The sequence below is a fragment of the Burkholderia sp. YIM B11467 genome (genome assembly GCF_052952715.1).
Window position 1 is genome coordinate 43,095 of sequence record NZ_JBQVSQ010000016.1, and the last position, 17,583, is coordinate 60,677.

General features: G+C 66.6%; 15 protein-coding genes and 2 tRNA genes. 6 read left to right on the forward strand and 11 right to left on the reverse strand.

Annotated elements, in window-relative coordinates:
- Window positions 1–87 precede the first annotated feature (87 nt).
- Window positions 88–2,151, reverse strand: coding sequence for a polyphosphate kinase 1 (ppk1, locus tag ACTRWB_RS34895; RefSeq protein ID WP_412022098.1), 2,064 nt, complete (start codon window positions 2,149–2,151; stop codon window positions 88–90).
- Between the two features lie 285 nt (window positions 2,152–2,436).
- Here ppk1 and ppx point away from each other — a divergent pair, with 285 nt between their 5' ends.
- On the forward strand, window positions 2,437–3,951 hold the full coding sequence (gene ppx / locus ACTRWB_RS34900; RefSeq protein ID WP_446904541.1) for an exopolyphosphatase: 1,515 nt from the start codon (window positions 2,437–2,439) through the stop codon (window positions 3,949–3,951).
- A gap of 89 nt (window positions 3,952–4,040) precedes the next feature.
- Here ppx and ACTRWB_RS34905 read toward each other — a convergent pair whose 3' ends face one another.
- Window positions 4,041–4,475: a hypothetical protein gene (locus ACTRWB_RS34905; RefSeq protein WP_193098094.1), complete on the reverse strand. Its 435-nt coding sequence runs from the start codon at window positions 4,473–4,475 to the stop codon at window positions 4,041–4,043.
- 199 nt (window positions 4,476–4,674) lie between these two features.
- Window positions 4,675–4,751 (reverse strand) — tRNA-Pro (locus tag ACTRWB_RS34910).
- Between the two features lie 161 nt (window positions 4,752–4,912).
- On the opposite strand from ACTRWB_RS34910, the gene sixA reads away from it, so the two are divergent.
- Entirely contained in the window at window positions 4,913–5,374 is a 462-nt protein-coding gene (gene sixA / locus ACTRWB_RS34915; RefSeq protein WP_343491636.1) for a phosphohistidine phosphatase SixA, read from the forward strand.
- Between the two features lie 170 nt (window positions 5,375–5,544).
- Window positions 5,545–6,351: a GNAT family N-acetyltransferase gene (locus ACTRWB_RS34920; RefSeq protein ID WP_193098095.1), complete on the forward strand. Its 807-nt coding sequence runs from the start codon at window positions 5,545–5,547 to the stop codon at window positions 6,349–6,351.
- A 202-nt stretch (window positions 6,352–6,553) separates the two neighbouring features.
- On the opposite strand, the gene ACTRWB_RS34925 is transcribed toward ACTRWB_RS34920, so the two are convergent.
- Complete coding sequence (locus ACTRWB_RS34925; RefSeq protein WP_164992002.1) at window positions 6,554–6,724, reverse strand: hypothetical protein; 171 nt, start codon at window positions 6,722–6,724, stop codon at window positions 6,554–6,556.
- Between the two features lie 136 nt (window positions 6,725–6,860).
- Between ACTRWB_RS34925 and ACTRWB_RS34930 the strand changes: the two genes are divergently transcribed.
- Window positions 6,861–7,037, forward strand: coding sequence for a hypothetical protein (locus ACTRWB_RS34930; protein ID WP_164992003.1), 177 nt, complete (start codon window positions 6,861–6,863; stop codon window positions 7,035–7,037).
- A gap of 19 nt (window positions 7,038–7,056) precedes the next feature.
- Here the strand turns inward: ACTRWB_RS34930 and ACTRWB_RS34935 are convergent, their stop codons facing one another.
- The 5 genes from ACTRWB_RS34935 to ACTRWB_RS34955 form a co-directional block, all read right to left on the reverse strand.
- Window positions 7,057–8,445: an MATE family efflux transporter gene (locus ACTRWB_RS34935; RefSeq protein ID WP_446904542.1), complete on the reverse strand. Its 1,389-nt coding sequence runs from the start codon at window positions 8,443–8,445 to the stop codon at window positions 7,057–7,059.
- Window positions 8,446–8,455: 10 nt separating this feature from the next.
- Complete coding sequence (locus ACTRWB_RS34940; protein WP_446904543.1) at window positions 8,456–8,779, reverse strand: DUF2288 domain-containing protein; 324 nt, start codon at window positions 8,777–8,779, stop codon at window positions 8,456–8,458.
- Window positions 8,780–8,851: 72 nt separating this feature from the next.
- Window positions 8,852–10,471 carry an acyl-CoA synthetase gene (locus ACTRWB_RS34945; RefSeq protein ID WP_446904544.1) on the reverse strand — a complete coding sequence of 540 codons (1,620 nt, stop codon included), beginning with the start codon at window positions 10,469–10,471 and terminating at the stop codon, window positions 8,852–8,854.
- A gap of 375 nt (window positions 10,472–10,846) precedes the next feature.
- Window positions 10,847–11,548 carry a peptidoglycan DD-metalloendopeptidase family protein gene (locus tag ACTRWB_RS34950; RefSeq protein WP_048244340.1) on the reverse strand — a complete coding sequence of 234 codons (702 nt, stop codon included), beginning with the start codon at window positions 11,546–11,548 and terminating at the stop codon, window positions 10,847–10,849.
- Between the two features lie 132 nt (window positions 11,549–11,680).
- The gene (locus ACTRWB_RS34955; protein ID WP_446904545.1) at window positions 11,681–12,592 is read right to left on the reverse strand and encodes an aldose epimerase family protein; all 912 of its coding nucleotides are present in this window, start codon (window positions 12,590–12,592) and stop codon (window positions 11,681–11,683) included.
- 479 nt (window positions 12,593–13,071) lie between these two features.
- On the opposite strand from ACTRWB_RS34955, the gene ACTRWB_RS34960 reads away from it, so the two are divergent.
- Both ACTRWB_RS34960 and ACTRWB_RS34965 read left to right on the forward strand, forming a co-directional pair.
- The gene (locus tag ACTRWB_RS34960; protein ID WP_021157259.1) at window positions 13,072–13,902 is read left to right on the forward strand and encodes an undecaprenyl-diphosphate phosphatase; all 831 of its coding nucleotides are present in this window, start codon (window positions 13,072–13,074) and stop codon (window positions 13,900–13,902) included.
- Window positions 13,903–14,073: 171 nt separating this feature from the next.
- A tRNA-Arg gene (locus tag ACTRWB_RS34965) sits at window positions 14,074–14,150 on the forward strand.
- Window positions 14,151–14,200: 50 nt separating this feature from the next.
- On the opposite strand, the gene glmS is transcribed toward ACTRWB_RS34965, so the two are convergent.
- Complete coding sequence (glmS, locus tag ACTRWB_RS34970; protein ID WP_446904546.1) at window positions 14,201–16,018, reverse strand: glutamine--fructose-6-phosphate transaminase (isomerizing); 1,818 nt, start codon at window positions 16,016–16,018, stop codon at window positions 14,201–14,203.
- 48 nt (window positions 16,019–16,066) lie between these two features.
- Window positions 16,067–17,155, reverse strand: coding sequence for a hypothetical protein (locus ACTRWB_RS34975; protein WP_129514252.1), 1,089 nt, complete (start codon window positions 17,153–17,155; stop codon window positions 16,067–16,069).
- Window positions 17,156–17,583 lie beyond the last annotated feature (428 nt).

A 17,583-nucleotide genomic window follows, 5' to 3' on the forward strand; every position in this document is an offset into this window, starting at 1 on the left:
GCGGCATGGGTGGTCCGTAAAAAAGCGCAGCCCAGGCTGCGCTTTTTTATTGGCCGTGCGGCACGCGACCGGCGCCGCGCGGCCGGCTCACGAGCAGAACTTCGCGAGCAGCCCGAGTTGCGCGTTGCGGATCGTCTTGCCGGCGCGGCGGCGGCGGTAGTGACCGTCGCTGTGCATCTGCCAGGCCGACTGGTTGTCGCCGAGGCACACCGACAGGCCTTCGGCGATCACGCGCCGCTTGAGCTTGCGCTCGCGGATCGGGAACGCGACTTCGACGCGGCGGAACAGGTTGCGGTCCATCCAGTCGGCGCTCGACAGATAGACGTCCTCGGCGCCGCCCGCGTGGAAGTAGTAGATCCGGTGGTGCTCGAGGAAGCGGCCGACGATCGAACGCACCGTGATGTTTTCCGACAGCCCCGGCACGCCGGGTTTCAGCGCGCAGACGCCGCGCACGATCAGGTCGACCTTGACGCCGGCCTGCGACGCTTCATACAGCGCGGCGATCACCGACGGCTCCAGCAGCGCGTTCATTTTCGCGACGACGCGCGCGCGCTTGCCGGCACGCGCATTGTCGATCTCCACGCGGATCGCGTCGATGATGCGCGGATGCAGCGTGAACGGCGACTGCCACAGCTCGTGCAGCGTGAGTTCGCCGCCGATCCCGGTCAGTTGCTGGAATACGTGATGGACGTCCTCGCAGAGCTTCTGGTCGGCCGTCATCAGCCCGAAGTCGGTGTAGAGGCGCGCCGTGCGCGGGTGGTAGTTGCCGGTGCCGAGGTGCACGTAGCGGCGCAGCGACGCCTTGCCGGCCTGCACGACACGGCGCACGATCAGCATCATCTTCGCGTGGCACTTGTGGCCGACCACGCCGTACACGACGTGCGCGCCGACGGCTTCGAGCTGCGACGCCCAGTTGATGTTGGTTTCCTCGTCGAAGCGCGCGAGCAGCTCGACGACGACGGTCACTTCCTTGCCGTTGCGCGCGGCTTCCATCAGCGCGTCCATCAGCGGCGAAACGGTGCCGGTGCGGTAGATCGTCTGCTTGATCGCGACGACGCTCGGATCCTTCGCAGCCTGCTGCAGCAATTCGAGCACGGGCTGGAAGCTCTCGTACGGGTGGTGCAGCAGGATGTCGCCGTTGTCGATCGCGTCGAACATCGTCGGCGCGTTCGTGATCGCGGCCGGCGTCGATGCGGTGAACGGCGCGAATTTCAGGTCGGGGCGGTCGACGAGATCGGGAATCTGCATCAGGCGCACGAGGTTCACGGACCCGGCCACGCGATAGCAGTCCTTTTCGCCGAGTTCGCTTTCCTCGAGCAGGCGCCGCACGATGTGCGCCGGCGTGTCGGCCGACACCTCGAGCCGCACCGCGTTGCCGAGGTGGCGTGCGGGCAGTTCGCCCTGCAGCGCGACGCGCAGGTTCGTGATTTCGTCCTCGTCGACGAACAGTTCGCTGTTGCGCGTGATGCGGAACTGGTTGCAGCTCTTCACGACGAGTTGCGGGAAAAGCTCGCCGACGAAGCGCTGCATGAACGAGCTCAGCAGCACGAAGCCGTGCTCGAAACCGGACAGCGCGTGCGGCATGCGCACGACGCGCGGCAGCGCGCGCGGCGCCTGCACGATGCCCATCACGGCCTGGCGGCCGAACGCATCGCGGCCCTCGAGCTCGACGACGAAGTTCAGGCTCTTGTTCAGCACGCGCGGGAATGGGTGGGCCGGATCGAGGCCGATCGGCGTCAGCACGGGCAGCAGTTCGTCGAGGAAGTAGCGCCGCGCCCATTCGAGCTGCTCGTCGTTCCACGTGTCGCTCGCATGGAAGTAGATGCCTTCCTGTTCGAGCGCGGGCAGCACGGTTTCGTGCAGCATCGTGTACTGTCGATGGACGAGCCGCTGCGCGCGTTCGACGACCAGATCGTAAGCATGCTGTAACGACATGCCGTCGGGCGTCAGCGCGCCGGGGTTGTCGCGGATCTGTTCCTGCAGGCCGGCCATCCGGACTTCGAAGAATTCGTCGAGGTTGCTGCTGGTGATGCAGATGAAGCGAAGGCGCTCGAGCAACGGGACTTGCGGATCGGCGGCCTGGGCCAGCACGCGCTCGTTGAAACCGAGGATGCCGAGTTCACGATTGAGAAGCGGATAACGGACGGACATCGGCAGAGTAGGGGGTGATTCAGGCGATGATTCGAAAGGACGCTCGGAAGCTCTCACGGTACGATGACGTGCTGATGACGATAATGGTTTTATATCGGGAAATTCTACGCTGCAACCGTTTCGTCTCATAAATGTTTCGGCTATATACAATCGAGCAGTGTGCATGCCCGTGAAGCGTGGCAATGGCAAGCGTTCCACGCTTAAAATGTCGCCTTTGATTGATGATTGATTGACCTGGGTTGCCGGACGGCTGCCGCGGGTGAACGCGCACGGAGCCCCATTCTGATGGTTACAACCCCCCACTTGCTGGCTGCCGTGGATCTCGGCTCGAACAGCTTCCGGCTGATCGTCGGTCGCGTCGAGGAAACGCCGGCGGGCAGCCAGATCTATCCCGTCGACGCGTTGCGCGAGCCGGTCCGTCTGGCTGCCGGCCTGTCGAGCGACAAGATGCTCGATCGCGCGTCGCAGGAGCGTGGCTGGGAGGCGCTCAAGCGGTTCGGCGAGCGCCTGCGCGATTTCCATCCCGATCATGTGCGCGCGGTGGCGACCAACACGCTGCGCGTCGCGAAGAACGCGGGCGAATTTCTCGGCGAGGCCGAAGCGGCGCTCGGTTTCCCGATCGAAGTGATCGCGGGCCGCGAAGAAGCGCGGCTGATCTATGCGGGCGCCGCGCATTCGGTGCCGGCGAGCGCCGGCAAGCGGCTCGTCGTCGACATCGGCGGCGGCTCGACCGAATTCATCATCGGCTCGCACTACACGCCGATCGTGATGGAGAGTCTCTATATCGGCTGCGTGAGCCACAGCCGCACCTTTTTTCCGGCCGGCAACGTCGACGAATACACGATGCGGCAGGCCGAACTCGCGGCCAAGCGCGAGATCCAGATCATTTCCAGCGAATACAAGAAGGCCGGGTGGGACCAGGCGATCGGTTCGTCCGGCACCGCGCGTGCACTCGCGGAGCTCGTCGAGGCGAACGGCTTCAACGATCCGGGCATCACGCACGGCATTTCGCGCGGTGGTCTCGAGCGCCTGAAGCGCGCGCTGATCAAGTCGGAGAACGTCAACCGGCTGAAGCTGATCGCGCTGAAGCCCGACCGCGTGCCGGTGCTCGCGGGCGGCCTTGCGATCATGCTTGCAGTGTTCGAGGAGCTCGGTGTCGATTATGTCGATACGACCGACGGCGCGCTGCGTCTCGGCGTGCTGTACGACCTGCTCGGCCGGACGCAGCACGAGGACATGCGCGCGGTGACCGTCGAGGGCTTCACGCGCCGCTACGGCGTCGATCGTGCGCAGGCCGAGCGGATCGGCGCGCTCGCGGCGCGTTTCTACGACGAGCTCGAGGAAGCCGAAGACGAAGCGGCCGAGGAAGGGCGGATGTTCCTCGGCTGGGCGGCTGCGCTGCATGAAATCGGCCTGTCGATCTCGCACAGCGCGTATCACAAGCATTCGGCCTATATCACGAGCAATGCGGACATGCCGGGTTTTTCGCGCACCGACCAGGCGCGGCTCGCCGCGCTCGTGCTCGGTCACGCGGGCAAGCTCGGCAAGCTGTCGCAGGCGCGCGAGGTCGAATGGCCGCTGCTGTTCTGCCTGCGGCTCGCGGCGCTGCTGTGCCGGCGCCGGACCGATGCGGGGCTGCCCGACATTTCAGTGTCGCAGATGAAGAAGGGCGGGTATGAAGTGCGCCTGCCGAGCGCGTGGGTCGAGCAGAACCCGTTGACCGACTACAGCCTCAGCCAGGAGGCTGCCGAGTGGGAGAAGGTCGGTATTCCGTATCGCGTGGTGTACACCGGCGCGTAACGGGCCGATAGCGGGGTCCGGAAGGGCTCGGACGGGATGGTGCGGCGTTGCGGCCTTCAGGCGTGCCGCGTGACCGTCCTGATGCCCGCTCAGTCCGACGAGCAGACGATCGCGGTCAGGAACGGGAATGCCTGTTTGACGGTCGCGTCGCTGCCGGCCTTGCGCACGGCTTCCTCCACCGCGCTCTTCGTGCCGCGCACCACGACGCCGTAGGCCCAGTCGCCGATCGGCGTGCCGTCGCCCGGACGGAAGATCGGATCGTTCGCCTGGTAACCGAGCACGACATAGACACCGAAGCCGTAGGCCGTCAGCGAGCGACTCGTGCGGAATGCGTTGACCGAATTCGATTCGACGTGCATCGGCTCCGACTGGATGTCGCCGGCGGCGAGCAGCGGCGCGACGAACCGGTGGCCGTTCGAGTGGCAGTCGAGTGCGTCGTCGAGCGCCTTGGCCGACGCGGTGCCGGCGGTCGCGAGCGCGAGCAGCGATGCGCAGAGGATGGTCTTGAGAATGTTGTTTTTCATGCGCGGATGCGGGTTGTTCACGCGCATTATCGCGTGTTCCCGGAAGGGCCGTGCGCGGGCTGAGGGCGGGCCGCATGTGTCGTCGGCAAATCCCGCCAATTGACCGGATTGGCCGCGAGCCGGGAATCCGGGCGATCGACTCGACGATCCAGAAAAGGAAAAGGGGCTACGGTGTTTAACCGTAACCCCTTGATATCCTTGGTCGGAGCGATAGGATTCGAACCTACGACCCTCTGATCCCAAATCAGATGCGCTACCAGGCTGCGCTACGCTCCGACGAGCCAAAGATTCTATCGTCTAATTACTGATTTGGTCAATCGCGATCTGCGGATAAATGCCGCGGCGGCGAATCGGCCGCGATTTGCGACAATCCGCAGGTGACCGGCCGGTCCGGACGCAGGTGTCTGGCGCCGTTCGTCGAAGCAAGGAGAAAAATCATGATGAACCTGATCCTGTGGCGCCATGCGGAAGCCGAGGACTACGCGACGAGCGATCTCGCGCGCCAACTGACCGCCCGTGGCCGCAAGGACGCCCAGGCGATGGCCAAATGGCTGCGTGGCCGGCTCGAGACGAACACGCTGATCCTCGCGAGCCCGGCGGCCCGTACCGTGCAGACCGTCGAGGCGCTGACCGACCAGTACCGGACCGTCGACGCGCTCGCGCCGGGCGGCAGCGTCGACGACGTGCTGGAGGCGGCCGGATGGCCGGAAGGGATCGCGCCGACGGTCGTGATCGTCGGGCACCAGCCGACGCTCGGCAGTGTCGCCGCGCAACTGATCGCCGGCAGCGACGACAGCTGGAGCGTCAAGAAGGGCGGTGTGGTGTGGCTCGCGAGCCGCACACGTGACGGCAGCCGGCAGGCCGTGCTGCGGGCGGTATTGACGCCGGAACTGGTGTGAAGCAGGCCTGACGGGGGTTAAAGGGATTCATCAGACGGTTTCGCAAGCTTTCTGCTAAAGTCATTTCGGCGACACGTCATTGAAAGGACACGGTCGTGCCACATAACGGTCACGGCCGATTACTACATTGGCGGGCATGTCGTCCTATTCCTTACGACCAGGAAAGCCTAATGCGAGAACTGCCGACGCCTACGCTCCCATTTGCCTCGCTGCCTCTTGACACATCGCGGCGCCACCTGCCGCGCGCTGCCGAAACCGTCACATCCGAATACCGCCTGCGCGCCGCGTGGGCACGCACGGAAGACGAATTGCGCGAAGCCCAGCGCCTGCGCTACAGCGTGTTCGCCGAAGAGATGGGCGCGCAGGTCAGTGGCCCCTCCGGTCTCGACGTCGATCCGTTCGATGCGTACTGCGACCACCTGCTGGTTCGCGATCTCGATACGCTGAAGGTCGTTGGCACGTATCGCGTGCTTCCGCCGCACCAGGCGGCGCGTGTCGGCCGTCTGTACGCGGAAGGCGAATTCGACCTGTCGCGCCTCACGCACCTGCGCGGCAAGATGGTCGAGGTCGGCCGCTCGTGCGTGCACAGCGACTACCGCAGCGGCGCCGTCATCATGGCGCTGTGGGGCGGTCTTGGCGCGTACATGATGCAGAACGGCTACGAGACGATGCTCGGCTGCGCGAGCGTGTCGATGGCCGATGGCGGTCACTATGCGGCGAACCTGTACCAGTCGCTGGCGACGAGTTCGCTGACGGCGCCCGAGTACCGCGCATTCCCGCACACGGCACTGCCGGTCGACGAACTGCAGACGGGCACCGTCGTGGCGCCGCCGCCGCTGATCAAGGGCTACCTGCGTCTCGGTGCGAAGATCTGCGGCGCGCCGGCCTGGGATCCCGACTTCAACTGCGCGGATTTCCTGACGCTGTTCCGCCTGTCCGACATCAACGCGCGCTACGCCCGCCACTTCCTGGGCTGAGCCGTCCGAATCGCGTCGCGCCCGTTCCGGGCGCACGCAACCGAACGCCGTCGCGCGCCAACTGCCACGCGACGGCGTTTGTGTATCTGGACAATGTGCGCGTATCCGGCCCTGTTAATTCCAGCGCGACGCGATCACCACCGTGCCACGCGGTGGCACGTTCGCGAACGTCCCGGGGGACAGCCGGACGGCAGCGGGTCGCTCAGTGCTTGCGCCGCCAGTCGAGCAGGTGGTGTTCCGCCATCCAGTGGTGGATCATCCCTTCGCCGTCATGGCTGCGCTTGTATTCGCGCGACTCGAAGAACGACAGCGCGACGAGCACCATCAGACCGATGAACAGGCCGATCAGGCCCGCAATTTCTTCAGACGTCATGGCAGCCTCCTTTCCTCGGCACAGCGCCATGCGTACATAGTAGGACATGCGCAGCGCGACCTCGAAACAGGATTTCCGCTAGACTCGGCGCGGTCCCTGCGCGCAATGGGCGCGCCGTTTTCCGGAGCCATACCCGATGACCCGTTTCACGCTGGCCGTGCTGGCCGCATTCATCCTCGCCGGCTGTTCCAGCGATCCCCACCAGGCCCGCCGCGGCCACCCGCCGGAAGATCCGGCCGACTATCACGGTGTGCCGACCGACATGACGCCGCCGACGATGCTCGACGCGCCGCCGCCGAAACCCACGGAATAACGGCCGGCCGGGCCCGCGGTCAGGCGCGGGCGGCGGGTGCAGCGGGTGCGGCGTGCGCGTCGGCGCCGATGCGCCGCAGCAGCCCCGGCAGGTAGCGCGCGAGCGTCGCGCCGCGCGCGGCCATGAACAGCAGCAGCGCGAACCAGAGCCCGTGATTGCCGAACGTCCCGACGGCGGCGAGCGTGGCCACGATGAAGATCGAGAACGACGCGACCATCGCGCGCATCAGCGATTGCGTCTGCGTGGCGCCGATGAAGACGCCGTCGAGCAGGAAGCCCCAGACCGACACGATCGGCGAGATCGCGGCCCACGGCAGGTAGCGCAGCGCGACCGCGCGGATCTCGGGCTGGTCGGTCAGGCGCGCGACGATCCAACCGCCGGCAGCCCAGTAAACGAGCGCGAACAGCAGTGCACCGAGCGCCGACCAGAGCAGCGTGACGCGCACGGCCTGCCGGAATGCGTGGCGGTCGCGCGCGCCGGCCGCGGCACCGACGAGTGCCTCGGCCGCATGCGCGAAGCCGTCGAGGCCGTACGCCATGAAGGTCTGGAAATTCAGCAGCAGTGCGTTCGCCGCGAGCGTCGCGTCGCCCTGTTTCGCACCGAGGTGCGCGAACCAGCCGAATGCGCCGAGCAGGCACAGCGTGCGCAGGAAGATGTCGCGATTGAGTACGATCAGCCGCTTGAGCGCCACGCGGTCGGCGAGCGCGCGCACGACGATCGGCGCGAGGCCGCGCGGCCGCAGCCGCCACAGCATCCACGCGCCGAGCGCGAAGCCGCATGCGTCCGCCGTGGCGGTCGCGGCGCCGATGCCGGCGATGCCCCAGCCGAAGCCGTACACGTAGAGCAAGACGGCGCCGATGTTGACCGCATTGATGAACACCTGCGCGACCAGCGCGAGCCGGACGCGCTGCACGCCGAGCAGGTAGCCGAGCACGACGTAGTTCGCCAGCGCGAACGGTGCGCTCCAGATCCGCGCATGGCTGTACGCGAGCGCCGTCGCGCGGACGGCGTCGCTGCCGCCGAGCGCGGACAGCGCGAACGACAGCAGCGGCACCTGCAACGCAAGCACCGCGGCGCCGAGCGCGAACGCGACGATCAGCGCGCGCAGCAGGTTCAGCCGAATACCGGTGGCGTCGCCGGCGCCATGCGCCTGTGCGACGAGGCCAGTCGTTCCCATCCGCAGGAAGCCGAAGCCCCAGAACACGAAATTGAAGAACAGCCCGCCGAGCGCGACGCCGCCGAGATACTGCGCGCCGTCGAGGTGGCCGGCGACGGCCGTGTCGACGGCACCGAGGATCGGCTGGGTCAGGTTCGCCAGGACGATCGGGAAGGCGAGCGCGAGGACACGCCGGTGCGTGACGGTGGCCGAGCCGGAGCCGGCCCCGTGCGGTAACGCGGATTCGGACATGGCGGACGCGTCAGGCGCGTTCCTGCACGCAGACCCACGGCGAGACGACTACCGCCCACAGCTCGGGGTTGCGCGCCGCGTAGTCGGTGGCGGTCTCGGCCGGCATGCGCGCGACGAGGCCGGCCGACAGCCAGCGCGTGACTTGCTCGGCATCGTCGCTGGCGACCGCTTCCGCGACGCTGACGAGATCGAGGTCGCGCGCGACGGACAACAGCTTGCCCTGTGCAAAGAAGCGTTCGAGATCGCACCAGTCGATCTTGGCGGTTTCGCCGAGGAGTTTGGCGTAGAGCGGGCTGTGCGACGCGCCCGCGGCGGATGGGTGTTCAGAGGACATCGGTTTCTTGGAAAGACTGCGTGGCGCCACTATAAACCATCCGGCCGGGCGGGCGGCGAGGCGGTGGGCAGCTTACGCGTCGCGCAGCGCGCGGCGCACGATCTTGCCGGTCGCGGTCATCGGCAGGCTGTCGACGAACGCGATCGCGCGCGGATACTCGTGCGCGGCGAGCCGCGTGCGCACATGTTCCTGCAGCGCGCGGACGAGCGTTTCGTCGCCGACGTGGCCGGGGTTCAGCACGACGAACGCCTTGACGATCTCGGTGCGCGTCGCGTCGGGCACGCCGACGACGGCCGCCATTCGTACCGCCGGATGCGTGAGCAGGCAGTCCTCGATCGGGCCCGGGCCGATCCGGTAGCCGGCGCTGGTGATGACGTCGTCGTCGCGGCCGACGAAGCGCACGAAGCCGTCGGCGTCGATGACGCCCGTATCGCCGGTGAGCAGGTAGTCGCCCGCGAACTTGTCGCGCGTCGCGCCGGGGTTGCGCCAGTATTCGAGGAACATGACCGGGTCGGGGCGGCGCACCGCGATGCGTCCTTCGACGCCGGGCGGCAGCGGCGTGCCGTCCGCGTCGACGATCGCGACCGCATGACCGGGCACCGCCTTGCCGATCGCGCCCGGCTGCGCATCGAACAGCGCCGCGCACGACGACAGCACCATGTTGCACTCGGTTTGCCCGTAGAACTCGTTGATCGTCACGCCGAGCGCGTCGCGTCCCCAGGCCGTCAGCTCGGTGCCGAGCGATTCCCCGCCGCTCGCGACCGATTTCAGTGACAGCGCGTAGCGTTCGCGCGGTGCCGGGACGGCGCGCATCAGCTTCAGCGCGGTGGGCGGCAGGAACGCGTGGGTGACGCCGTGCCGTGCCATCAGCGCGAATGCCGCGTCGCCGTCGAACTTCTCGAAGCGGCGGGCGAGCACCGGCACGCCGTGATGCCATGACGGCAGCAGCACGTCGAGCAGGCCGCCGATCCATGCCCAGTCGGCGGGCGTCCAGAACAGGCGCGCGTCGCGCGGGAAGCACTGCTGCGACATCTCGACGCCCGGCAGGTGGCCGAGCAGCACGCGATGGGCGTGCAGCGCGCCTTTCGGTTTGCCCGTCGTGCCGGACGTATAGATGATCACCGCCGGATCGTCGGCGGCCGTGTCGGCCGGCACGAAATCGGGCGTTTCGGCGGCGAGCGCCGCGTCGTAGCGCAGCACGCCCGGTGCATCGGGCGCATCGTCGCCGATGCAGTAGACGGTATGCAGCGCCGGCAGTTGCGCGCGCAGCGGCGCGATTTTCGCGTAGCCGGCCGCGTCGGTCACGAGCGCGGCCGCTTCGCTGTTCGCGAGCCGGTATTCGAGCGCATCGACGCCGAACAGCGTGAAGAGCGGTACCGCGATCGCGCCGAGCTTGTACGCGGCGAGGTGCGCAACGGCCGTTTCGGGGCCCTGCGCGAGAAAGATGCCGATCCGGTCGCCGCGTCGCACGCCGGCGCGCGCAAAGCTGTTCGCGAGCCGGTTAGAAGCATTCCTCAGGTCGTCGAACGAGATGCGGAAAACCTCGCCTTGCGCCGTTTCGTGAATCAGCGCGAGGCGCCCGCTGCCGTCGGCCCATTTGTCGCAGACGTCCACGCCGATGTTGTAGCGCGCCGGAACGCCCCATGTGAAGCGGGAGAGCAGGTCGTCGTAGCGGTTTGCGGCGGGCAGCATCGCGTGTCTCCTGGGTGTTCGACGTGGGGTCGAGCGAACGGATTACATCAGGGTTTCACGCAGACGAATCCACAATGGTGTCTGCTGATAGGGAATATTCGGACTCGTCCAATGGCCACGGCTCAGTGCACGATTCCACAATGACGCATAAGATCACAACAAAACAGTGATGTGACCATGGATTTACTCCTGATAGCTGCGGGGTTCAGCCTGATCGGAATCGGTGTGCTGGTAGCGTTCGCTCGTCACGTCGATCCGTTGTCCGGCCGTTTCACCGGACGTCTGCGCAAGCGCTGACTCGACCTTTCCCGTTTTTCGCCGCGACGGCACGCGATGCGCGCCGGCATCGCGTGTCGCTTGTCGATTGCCGTGCGCTCAGCGCGCCGGCAGGTAGCGCGACGGATCGATCGACCGGCCGCCGTAACGCAACTCGAAATGCAGCGCGACGCGATCGCTGTCGCTGTTGCCCATCTCCGCGATCGACTGCCCCTGCGTGACCGACTGTCCTTCCTTCACCAGCAGCGCGCGGTTGTGCGCGTAGGCGGTCAGGTAGTCGGCGTTGTGCTTGAGGATGATCAGGTTGCCGTAGCCGCGCAGCCCGTTGCCCGCATAGACCACGACGCCCGGCGCAGCCGCAACCACCGGCGTGCCCGGCGAGTTCGCGATGTCGATGCCCTTCGATTTCGAGCCGTCGAACGTGCGGACCACATTACCGGCCGCCGGCCAGATCAGCGCGATGCTCGTGGCCGGCTTGACGGCCGATTCGACCGGCGCGGAAGGTGCAGGGCGGGCGCGGCCCGCGCTGCCGGTGCCGGTGGTCGACGGCGTCGACGCGGTCGATGTGCCGGGCGGCGGCGCGACGCGCAGCACCTGGCCGACTTCGATCGCATCGGGGTTCGCCATCTGGTTCCAGCGCACGACGTTCTGTACCGACGTGCGGTTGTCGCGCGCGATCTTGTAGAGCGTGTCGCCGCGCTCGACGCGATAGAACCCGGGGCCGACGGGGGCGGAGCCGCACGCGACGAGCAGAGCGGCGCAGGCGGCTGCGAAGAGTCGCTTCGTTGTTGTTCCGAACATTGAACCTCGCAAAACCCTGCCGCTCATGACGCGGCAGGCAACACAAAACGTCCGATTTTAACGGGTTCGACCCGCACACCGCAGTTTGGGCCGTTGTCGGCGCCGTCGCGCGCCGGTTCGGCGCGCTGCGTATCAGCCGGCGAGCGGGAGGACGCGAATCCGCAACGTGGCCGTTTCGGTCGCGCCCGGCGCGAGCATGCGCAGCCCGAGACCGTTGTGGATCGCATCCGGCAGGCCGAGCCACGGCTCGACGCAGTAGAAGTCTGAATCCGGTTTTTCGGTCCAGGTCGTGACCGCGTACCACGGGATCGAGCCCGGCACGTCGAGCGCGATCTCGATCGTGCGGCGGCGGCCCGGCATCACGATGCGCACCGGCGTGGACGGCTCGCCGTCGAGGCAGTGGAAGCGGTCAAGGATGTCCGGATTGTCGAGGCGGTAACGGGCTTCGCCCGGCTCGGGCGTGCTGATCGAACCGTCCGCGCGCTGCGCGCAGCGGCGCGTCGGCGGCAGCTCGAGCGTGGTTTCGGCGCGTTCGCCATGCGGCAACGCGAAATAGAAATGGTGGCCGGCGTAGTAGGGCAGCGGCGTGTCGCCGCGATTGGTCGTCGTGAGCGCGACGTCGAGCGTGTGCGCGTCGGCCAGCCGGTAGGTCGTCTCGAACCGGAAATCGAACGGGTAGCTCGCGCGCAGCGCGTCGTTCGCGTCGAGCGTCATCGACAACGCGGTGCCGTCGGCCGACGGTTGCGCGGCGAACGGCAGGTCGCGCGCGAAGCCGTGCATCGGCAGGTCGCGGACCACGCCAGCGGCGTCGCGCCAGCGGCCGATTTCGCCGTCGACGCGGTGGCGGCCGAGGAACGGGAACAGCAGCGGATTGCCGCCGCGCACGCGCGCGAGGTTGCTCCAGTCGGCCGTTTCCGGCCAGAAGATGACCGGTTCGCCGTCGATGTCCCATGACAGCAGGCGGCCGCCGAATTGCGGGGCGACCCGGACGAGCGACGGGCCGGCGTGAAGTTCGTGAATGTCGTGTTGCTGGAAGATCGGCATGGCGAATCGGGTTGGGCGGGTGGACGGGGCACGGCGCGCTCCATTATCGGGCCGCGGCCGGTTGGGGAAAACCCTTCTCGGGAAATTGCGAGTTTTTGACAATGTCAACGGTCCGGATAATGCATCTAAACCGGTGAAGTTGCCGGGTCATGACACTTCGAGGAGGCGCCATGGATCTGGCAATGGCAATGGGACTCGCACTGTTCGGCATGTTCACCGGCAGCACGGTATTATTTTTCTACCAGCTCGGCCGCTGACGGCAATTCCTGCCGAAGTCGAAAGGCCCGCCATGCAAATGGCGGGCTTTTTGCTTTCTGTGCGCTTACAAATTGCAAGCGTTTGTGTGCATTGCCGCAATATCCGGCCAAATGCCTTGGCGCAGTAATCCTGGCTCGGCATAATCGGGGCGCGTTTTTTTCGGACGCGCATCGCGTCGTCCGTCATTCTTCCCGCTTAATCTTCACTAAAAGGACCGACGCGTGAGCCTCTGGTTTCTGGTATTCCTGAGCGTCCTGCAGGGCGTCACCGAACTCTTCCCCGTCAGCAGCCTTGGCCATACGCTGCTCGTGCCGGCGCTGTTCGGCATGCACATCGACAAGCATGCGCCGCAGCTGCTGCCGTTCCTCGTGGCGCTGCACCTCGGCACCGCGCTGGCGCTGCTGTGGTACTTCCGCGCGCGCTGGATCGCGCTGATCGGCGGCTTCTTCGCGCAGCTCGGCGGGCGCAAGAACGACGACGGACACCTGATGTGGGCGCTGATCATCGGCACGATCCCGACCGGTATCGTCGGGCTGCTCCTCGAGAAGCGCATCGAGCGCGTGTTTCACGACCTGCGGATCGTCGCGATCGCGCTGATCGTGAACGGTGTGCTGCTGTGGCTCGGCGATCGCATCCAGCGCAGCCGCGCGCATCAGGCGCCCGAGAAGATGACGTTCAAGCAGGCGTTCTTCGTGGGCCTCGCGCAGATCGGCGCGCTGATTCCGGGTTTCTCGCGCAGCGGGCTGACGATGATCGCCGGCAATGCCGCCGGGCTGACGGCGGAGAAGGCCGCGGAATTCTCGTTCCTGCTCGGCACGCCGATCATCTTCGCGGCGGGCGTGCTCGAACTGCCGAAGCTGTTCCATGCGCGCGACCAGCTCGCCGATGCGCTGCTCGGCGGCGTGCTGACGGCGATCGCCGCGTATCTGAGCGTGCGGTTCCTGATGCGCTATTTCGAGGGGCGCGGCCGGCTCGCGTCGTTCGGCGTGTATTGCGTGATTGCCGGCGTGTTCTGTCTCGGCTGGTTCATGCTGCATCCGCAGCCGGTTTGATGTTGCGATGGCCGGTCTCGCATGATCTGGCGCGATGATCGGGTATAATTTCGGGCTCGGCTCCATGCCGGGCCCGTTTTGTTTCGGGGCTTCGAGTTTGGCGGTGCTGTGCTGTCGCTCGAAGTCGCACGCGAAACGCGGTCCGTGTCAGGCCGTGTCTTTTCTCCTCGACCGCCCTTAGCTCAGTTGGATAGAGCAACGGCCTTCTAAGCCGTAGGTCACACGTTCGAATCGTGTAGGGCGGGCCAGCTTGATCCCTTGAAGACCATCACCGGTCCACCCAAGTCACACAACCCCCTCACTCCACCGTCACCGATTTCGCCAGATTCCTCGGCTTGTCGATATCCGCGCCGCGCAAGCACGCAGCGTGATACGCGAGCAACTGCAACGGCACCACATGCAGGATCGGCGACAACAGCCCGTAGTAATCCGGCATTCGCAGCACCGACACGCCTTCGCCGTTGTCGATCCGCGTATCGGCATCGGCGAACACGTAAAGCTGCCCGCCGCGCGCCCGCACTTCCTGCATGTTCGACTTGAGCTTCTCGAGCAGCGAGTCGTTCGGTGCGATCGTCGCGACCGGCATGGTGTGGGTCACGAGCGCCAGCGGCCCGTGCTTCAGCTCGCCCGCGGGATACGCTTCCGCGTGGATATACGAAATCTCCTTCAGCTTCAGCGCACCCTCGAGCGCGATCGGGTAGTGCAGCCCGCGCCCGAGAAACAGCGCGTTCTCGTGCTGCGCGAATTCCGCCGCCCAGCTCTCGATTTGCGGTTCCAGCCCGAGCACGTCGTCGAGCGCGGCGGGCAGGCGTCGCAGTTGCATCGTGTAGCGCGCGAGCTGCGCGTCGTCGACGTAGCCACGCAGCCGCCCGAGCGTGACGGCGAGGATGAACAGCGCGACGAGCTGCGTCGTGAACGCCTTGGTCGATGCGACGCCAATTTCAGGGCCGGCCCGCGTCAGGAAGCGCAGGCCGGTTTGACGCATCATCGCGCTGGTCGGCACGTTACAGATTGCCAGCGTATCGATATGGCCGAGCGCCTGCGCGTACTTGAGCGCGGCGAGCGTGTCGGCGGTTTCGCCGGATTGCGACACGCTCACCACCAGCGTGTTCGGGAGCGCGAGCGCATCGCTGTAACGGTATTCGCTCGCGATCTCGACCTGCGCGGGCAAACGCGCAATCGTTTCGAGCCAGCGGCGCGCGGTCAGGCCGGAATAGTGACTCGTGCCGCACGCGAGAATCAGCACGTTGTCGATCTGCTCGAACGCCCGCGCGGCGTCCGGGCCGAATACGGCCGGATCGAACAGCCCCGCATCGGGGATGGTCGCGGCCACGGCCTGCGGTTGTTCGAAAATCTCCTTTTGCATGAAATGCCGGTACGGCCCGAGTTCGACGACGCCCTGCGCGGAGGAAACGGTCTGTATCGCGCGCTCGACCGGTGCGCCGCGACGATCGAGCACACGCACGCCACCCGGCGTCAACTCGACGATGTCGCCTTCCTCGAGAAAGATGAAGCGGTCGGTGATGCCGGCGAGCGCGAGCGCATCGGACGCGAGAAAGCATTCGCCGTCCTTCACGCCGACGACGAGCGGCGAGCCGGCCCGCGCACCGATCAGCCGCTGCGGCTCGTGCTTGCTGAACACGGCGATCGCGTAGGCGCCGTGCAACTGCGACGTCGCATCGCGCACGGCGGCGAGCAGGTCGCCGCGATACTTGCTGTGGATCAGGTGGGCGACGACCTCGGTATCGGTCTGGCCGTCGAATTCGTAGTGCTCGTCAGAAAGTTGCTTGCGCAACGTTTCGTGGTTCTCGATGATGCCGTTGTGCACGAGCGCGATTTCGTCGCGCGAAAAGATCGGATGCGCGTTGCAGGTGGCCGGCGCGCCATGGGTCGCCCAGCGTGTGTGCGCGATACCGGTGCTGCCGGTCAGGCCGGCGCTGCGCACGTGCGCGTCGAGATCGGCGACGCGCGACATGCTGCGCTCGCGGCGCGCCTGGCCGTCGACGACCGTCGCCACGCCGCATGAATCGTAGCCGCGATATTCGAGGCGGCGCAAACCTTCAATCAGAATCGGGACGATGTCCCGTTGCGCGACCGCGCCGACGATGCCACACATCACACGTCTCCTTCCCTTTAAACATCATGGACCGCGTGCACCCTTGAATCAGCGCGACGCGGTTGCCGATGCCGCCGCCGTCGTGAACCCGCATCGGGCGGGTGCGACGGGGTCGGCCATCCGGCTCTCGAATGCCAGATAAAGCGACTCCTCCAGTACGTTCCAGTGCGCGCCGTGGCGGTACGGGCCGGATCGCGCGTGCCAGCAGGCAACCGTGCCCCAGTCGTTCATCTTGAACGCGACGAGCGCGATCAAGCCCCACGGATAATCGGTGCCGGCAAGTTGCTTCCAGGACTTGCCGTACTTCTGCATCCACTGCGCGTAGATCGTCTCGTTGGATTGTTCGGGTACCTGAATGCCGGACAGGAGCGGGAAGATCTGCGCAACTTTCGACGGATAAAAACTCGTATCGCTGACCTGCGCCGTACTGACGCGAAAACCGGATTGCGTGCCGCGCCAGAACACCTTCACGATGGCCGACGCGAGCCGGTCGGCGCGCTGGCTCCACGGGCCGGCATGCGTGTAGTCGGCGCGCCGGAGGTAGTACGCCGAGAGCGCCTGGAACGCGCTGTGCACCTCGACGTTGTCCATCAGCAGCGCGACGTGCAGCGACGACGAGATCTGATAGACACCGGTAGGCTTGTCGAGCAGCGTGTCCAGATGCGTGCCTGCACGGTTCAGGCTGAGTTCCCAGGCGGCGGGCATGCCGTCGGGTGGCGCGAAGCGGGCGAGCAGTTCGATCCAGGTCGCCATCATCGCGTCGTCGGCATCCGCTTCGGCGCATGCGTTGTACTGGCCGTTCTTCACACAGTAACGATTGAAGCCGCCGTCCAGACGCTGGCGCGGTAACAGCCAGGCGATCCATGCGAGTGCGGCTTGATGTGCGTCGAGCTGCGCATCGGACGCGGCGAGCAGCGCTTTCGCGGCGAAATACGGATCGATGCCGACGCCGTTCAGGCGCACGGTGATCGCCCCGTCGGGGCGTTGGTACAGCCCGTTGAGCTGGAGCTCGGCGGCGCCCGCGTGCAGTGCGAAGCCGCACGCGGCGACCCAATAGGCGACACGCCACCGACGGCACAGCCGGGCGGCGGCCGCCACGCATGCGCGTGCGGTCGGGAAAAGCGCGGGCCGGTTCATGATCGGGGGCTCCTGCGCGGTGGTCCTTCGCAATCGTCTCCGGGCGCGGCGTTGGCCGCGTCGCGCCCGGCGAGCGTGTCGACGTTGTGGCTCAGTGCACCCTGGCGCGGGTGAACTTGAGGCTGGTGCCGCTCCTCGTGCTCACGAGCCGGTTCGTCGCATGTGCGCTTGAAGGCGGCCCGCGGATCGCGGATTTCAACGGGGAACGGCGGCACGTTCGTCGCGCAGGGGCGGCTGCCTTTTGCCCCAGGCGGACGCGTCGTGTCGCCTCCCGGCTCGTTGCTTTGACGTCCCCGTTTGTCTGATGTCGTGCGAGTGCTCCGGGACGCACCTGTCCTGTATTAAGCAAGGCGTGAGCCATCGGCCGCGATGGCCCGTACAGCAAGGGGCGGAGGGCCGGCCGCGAGTGCGGCCAGGGTGGCAGCAGC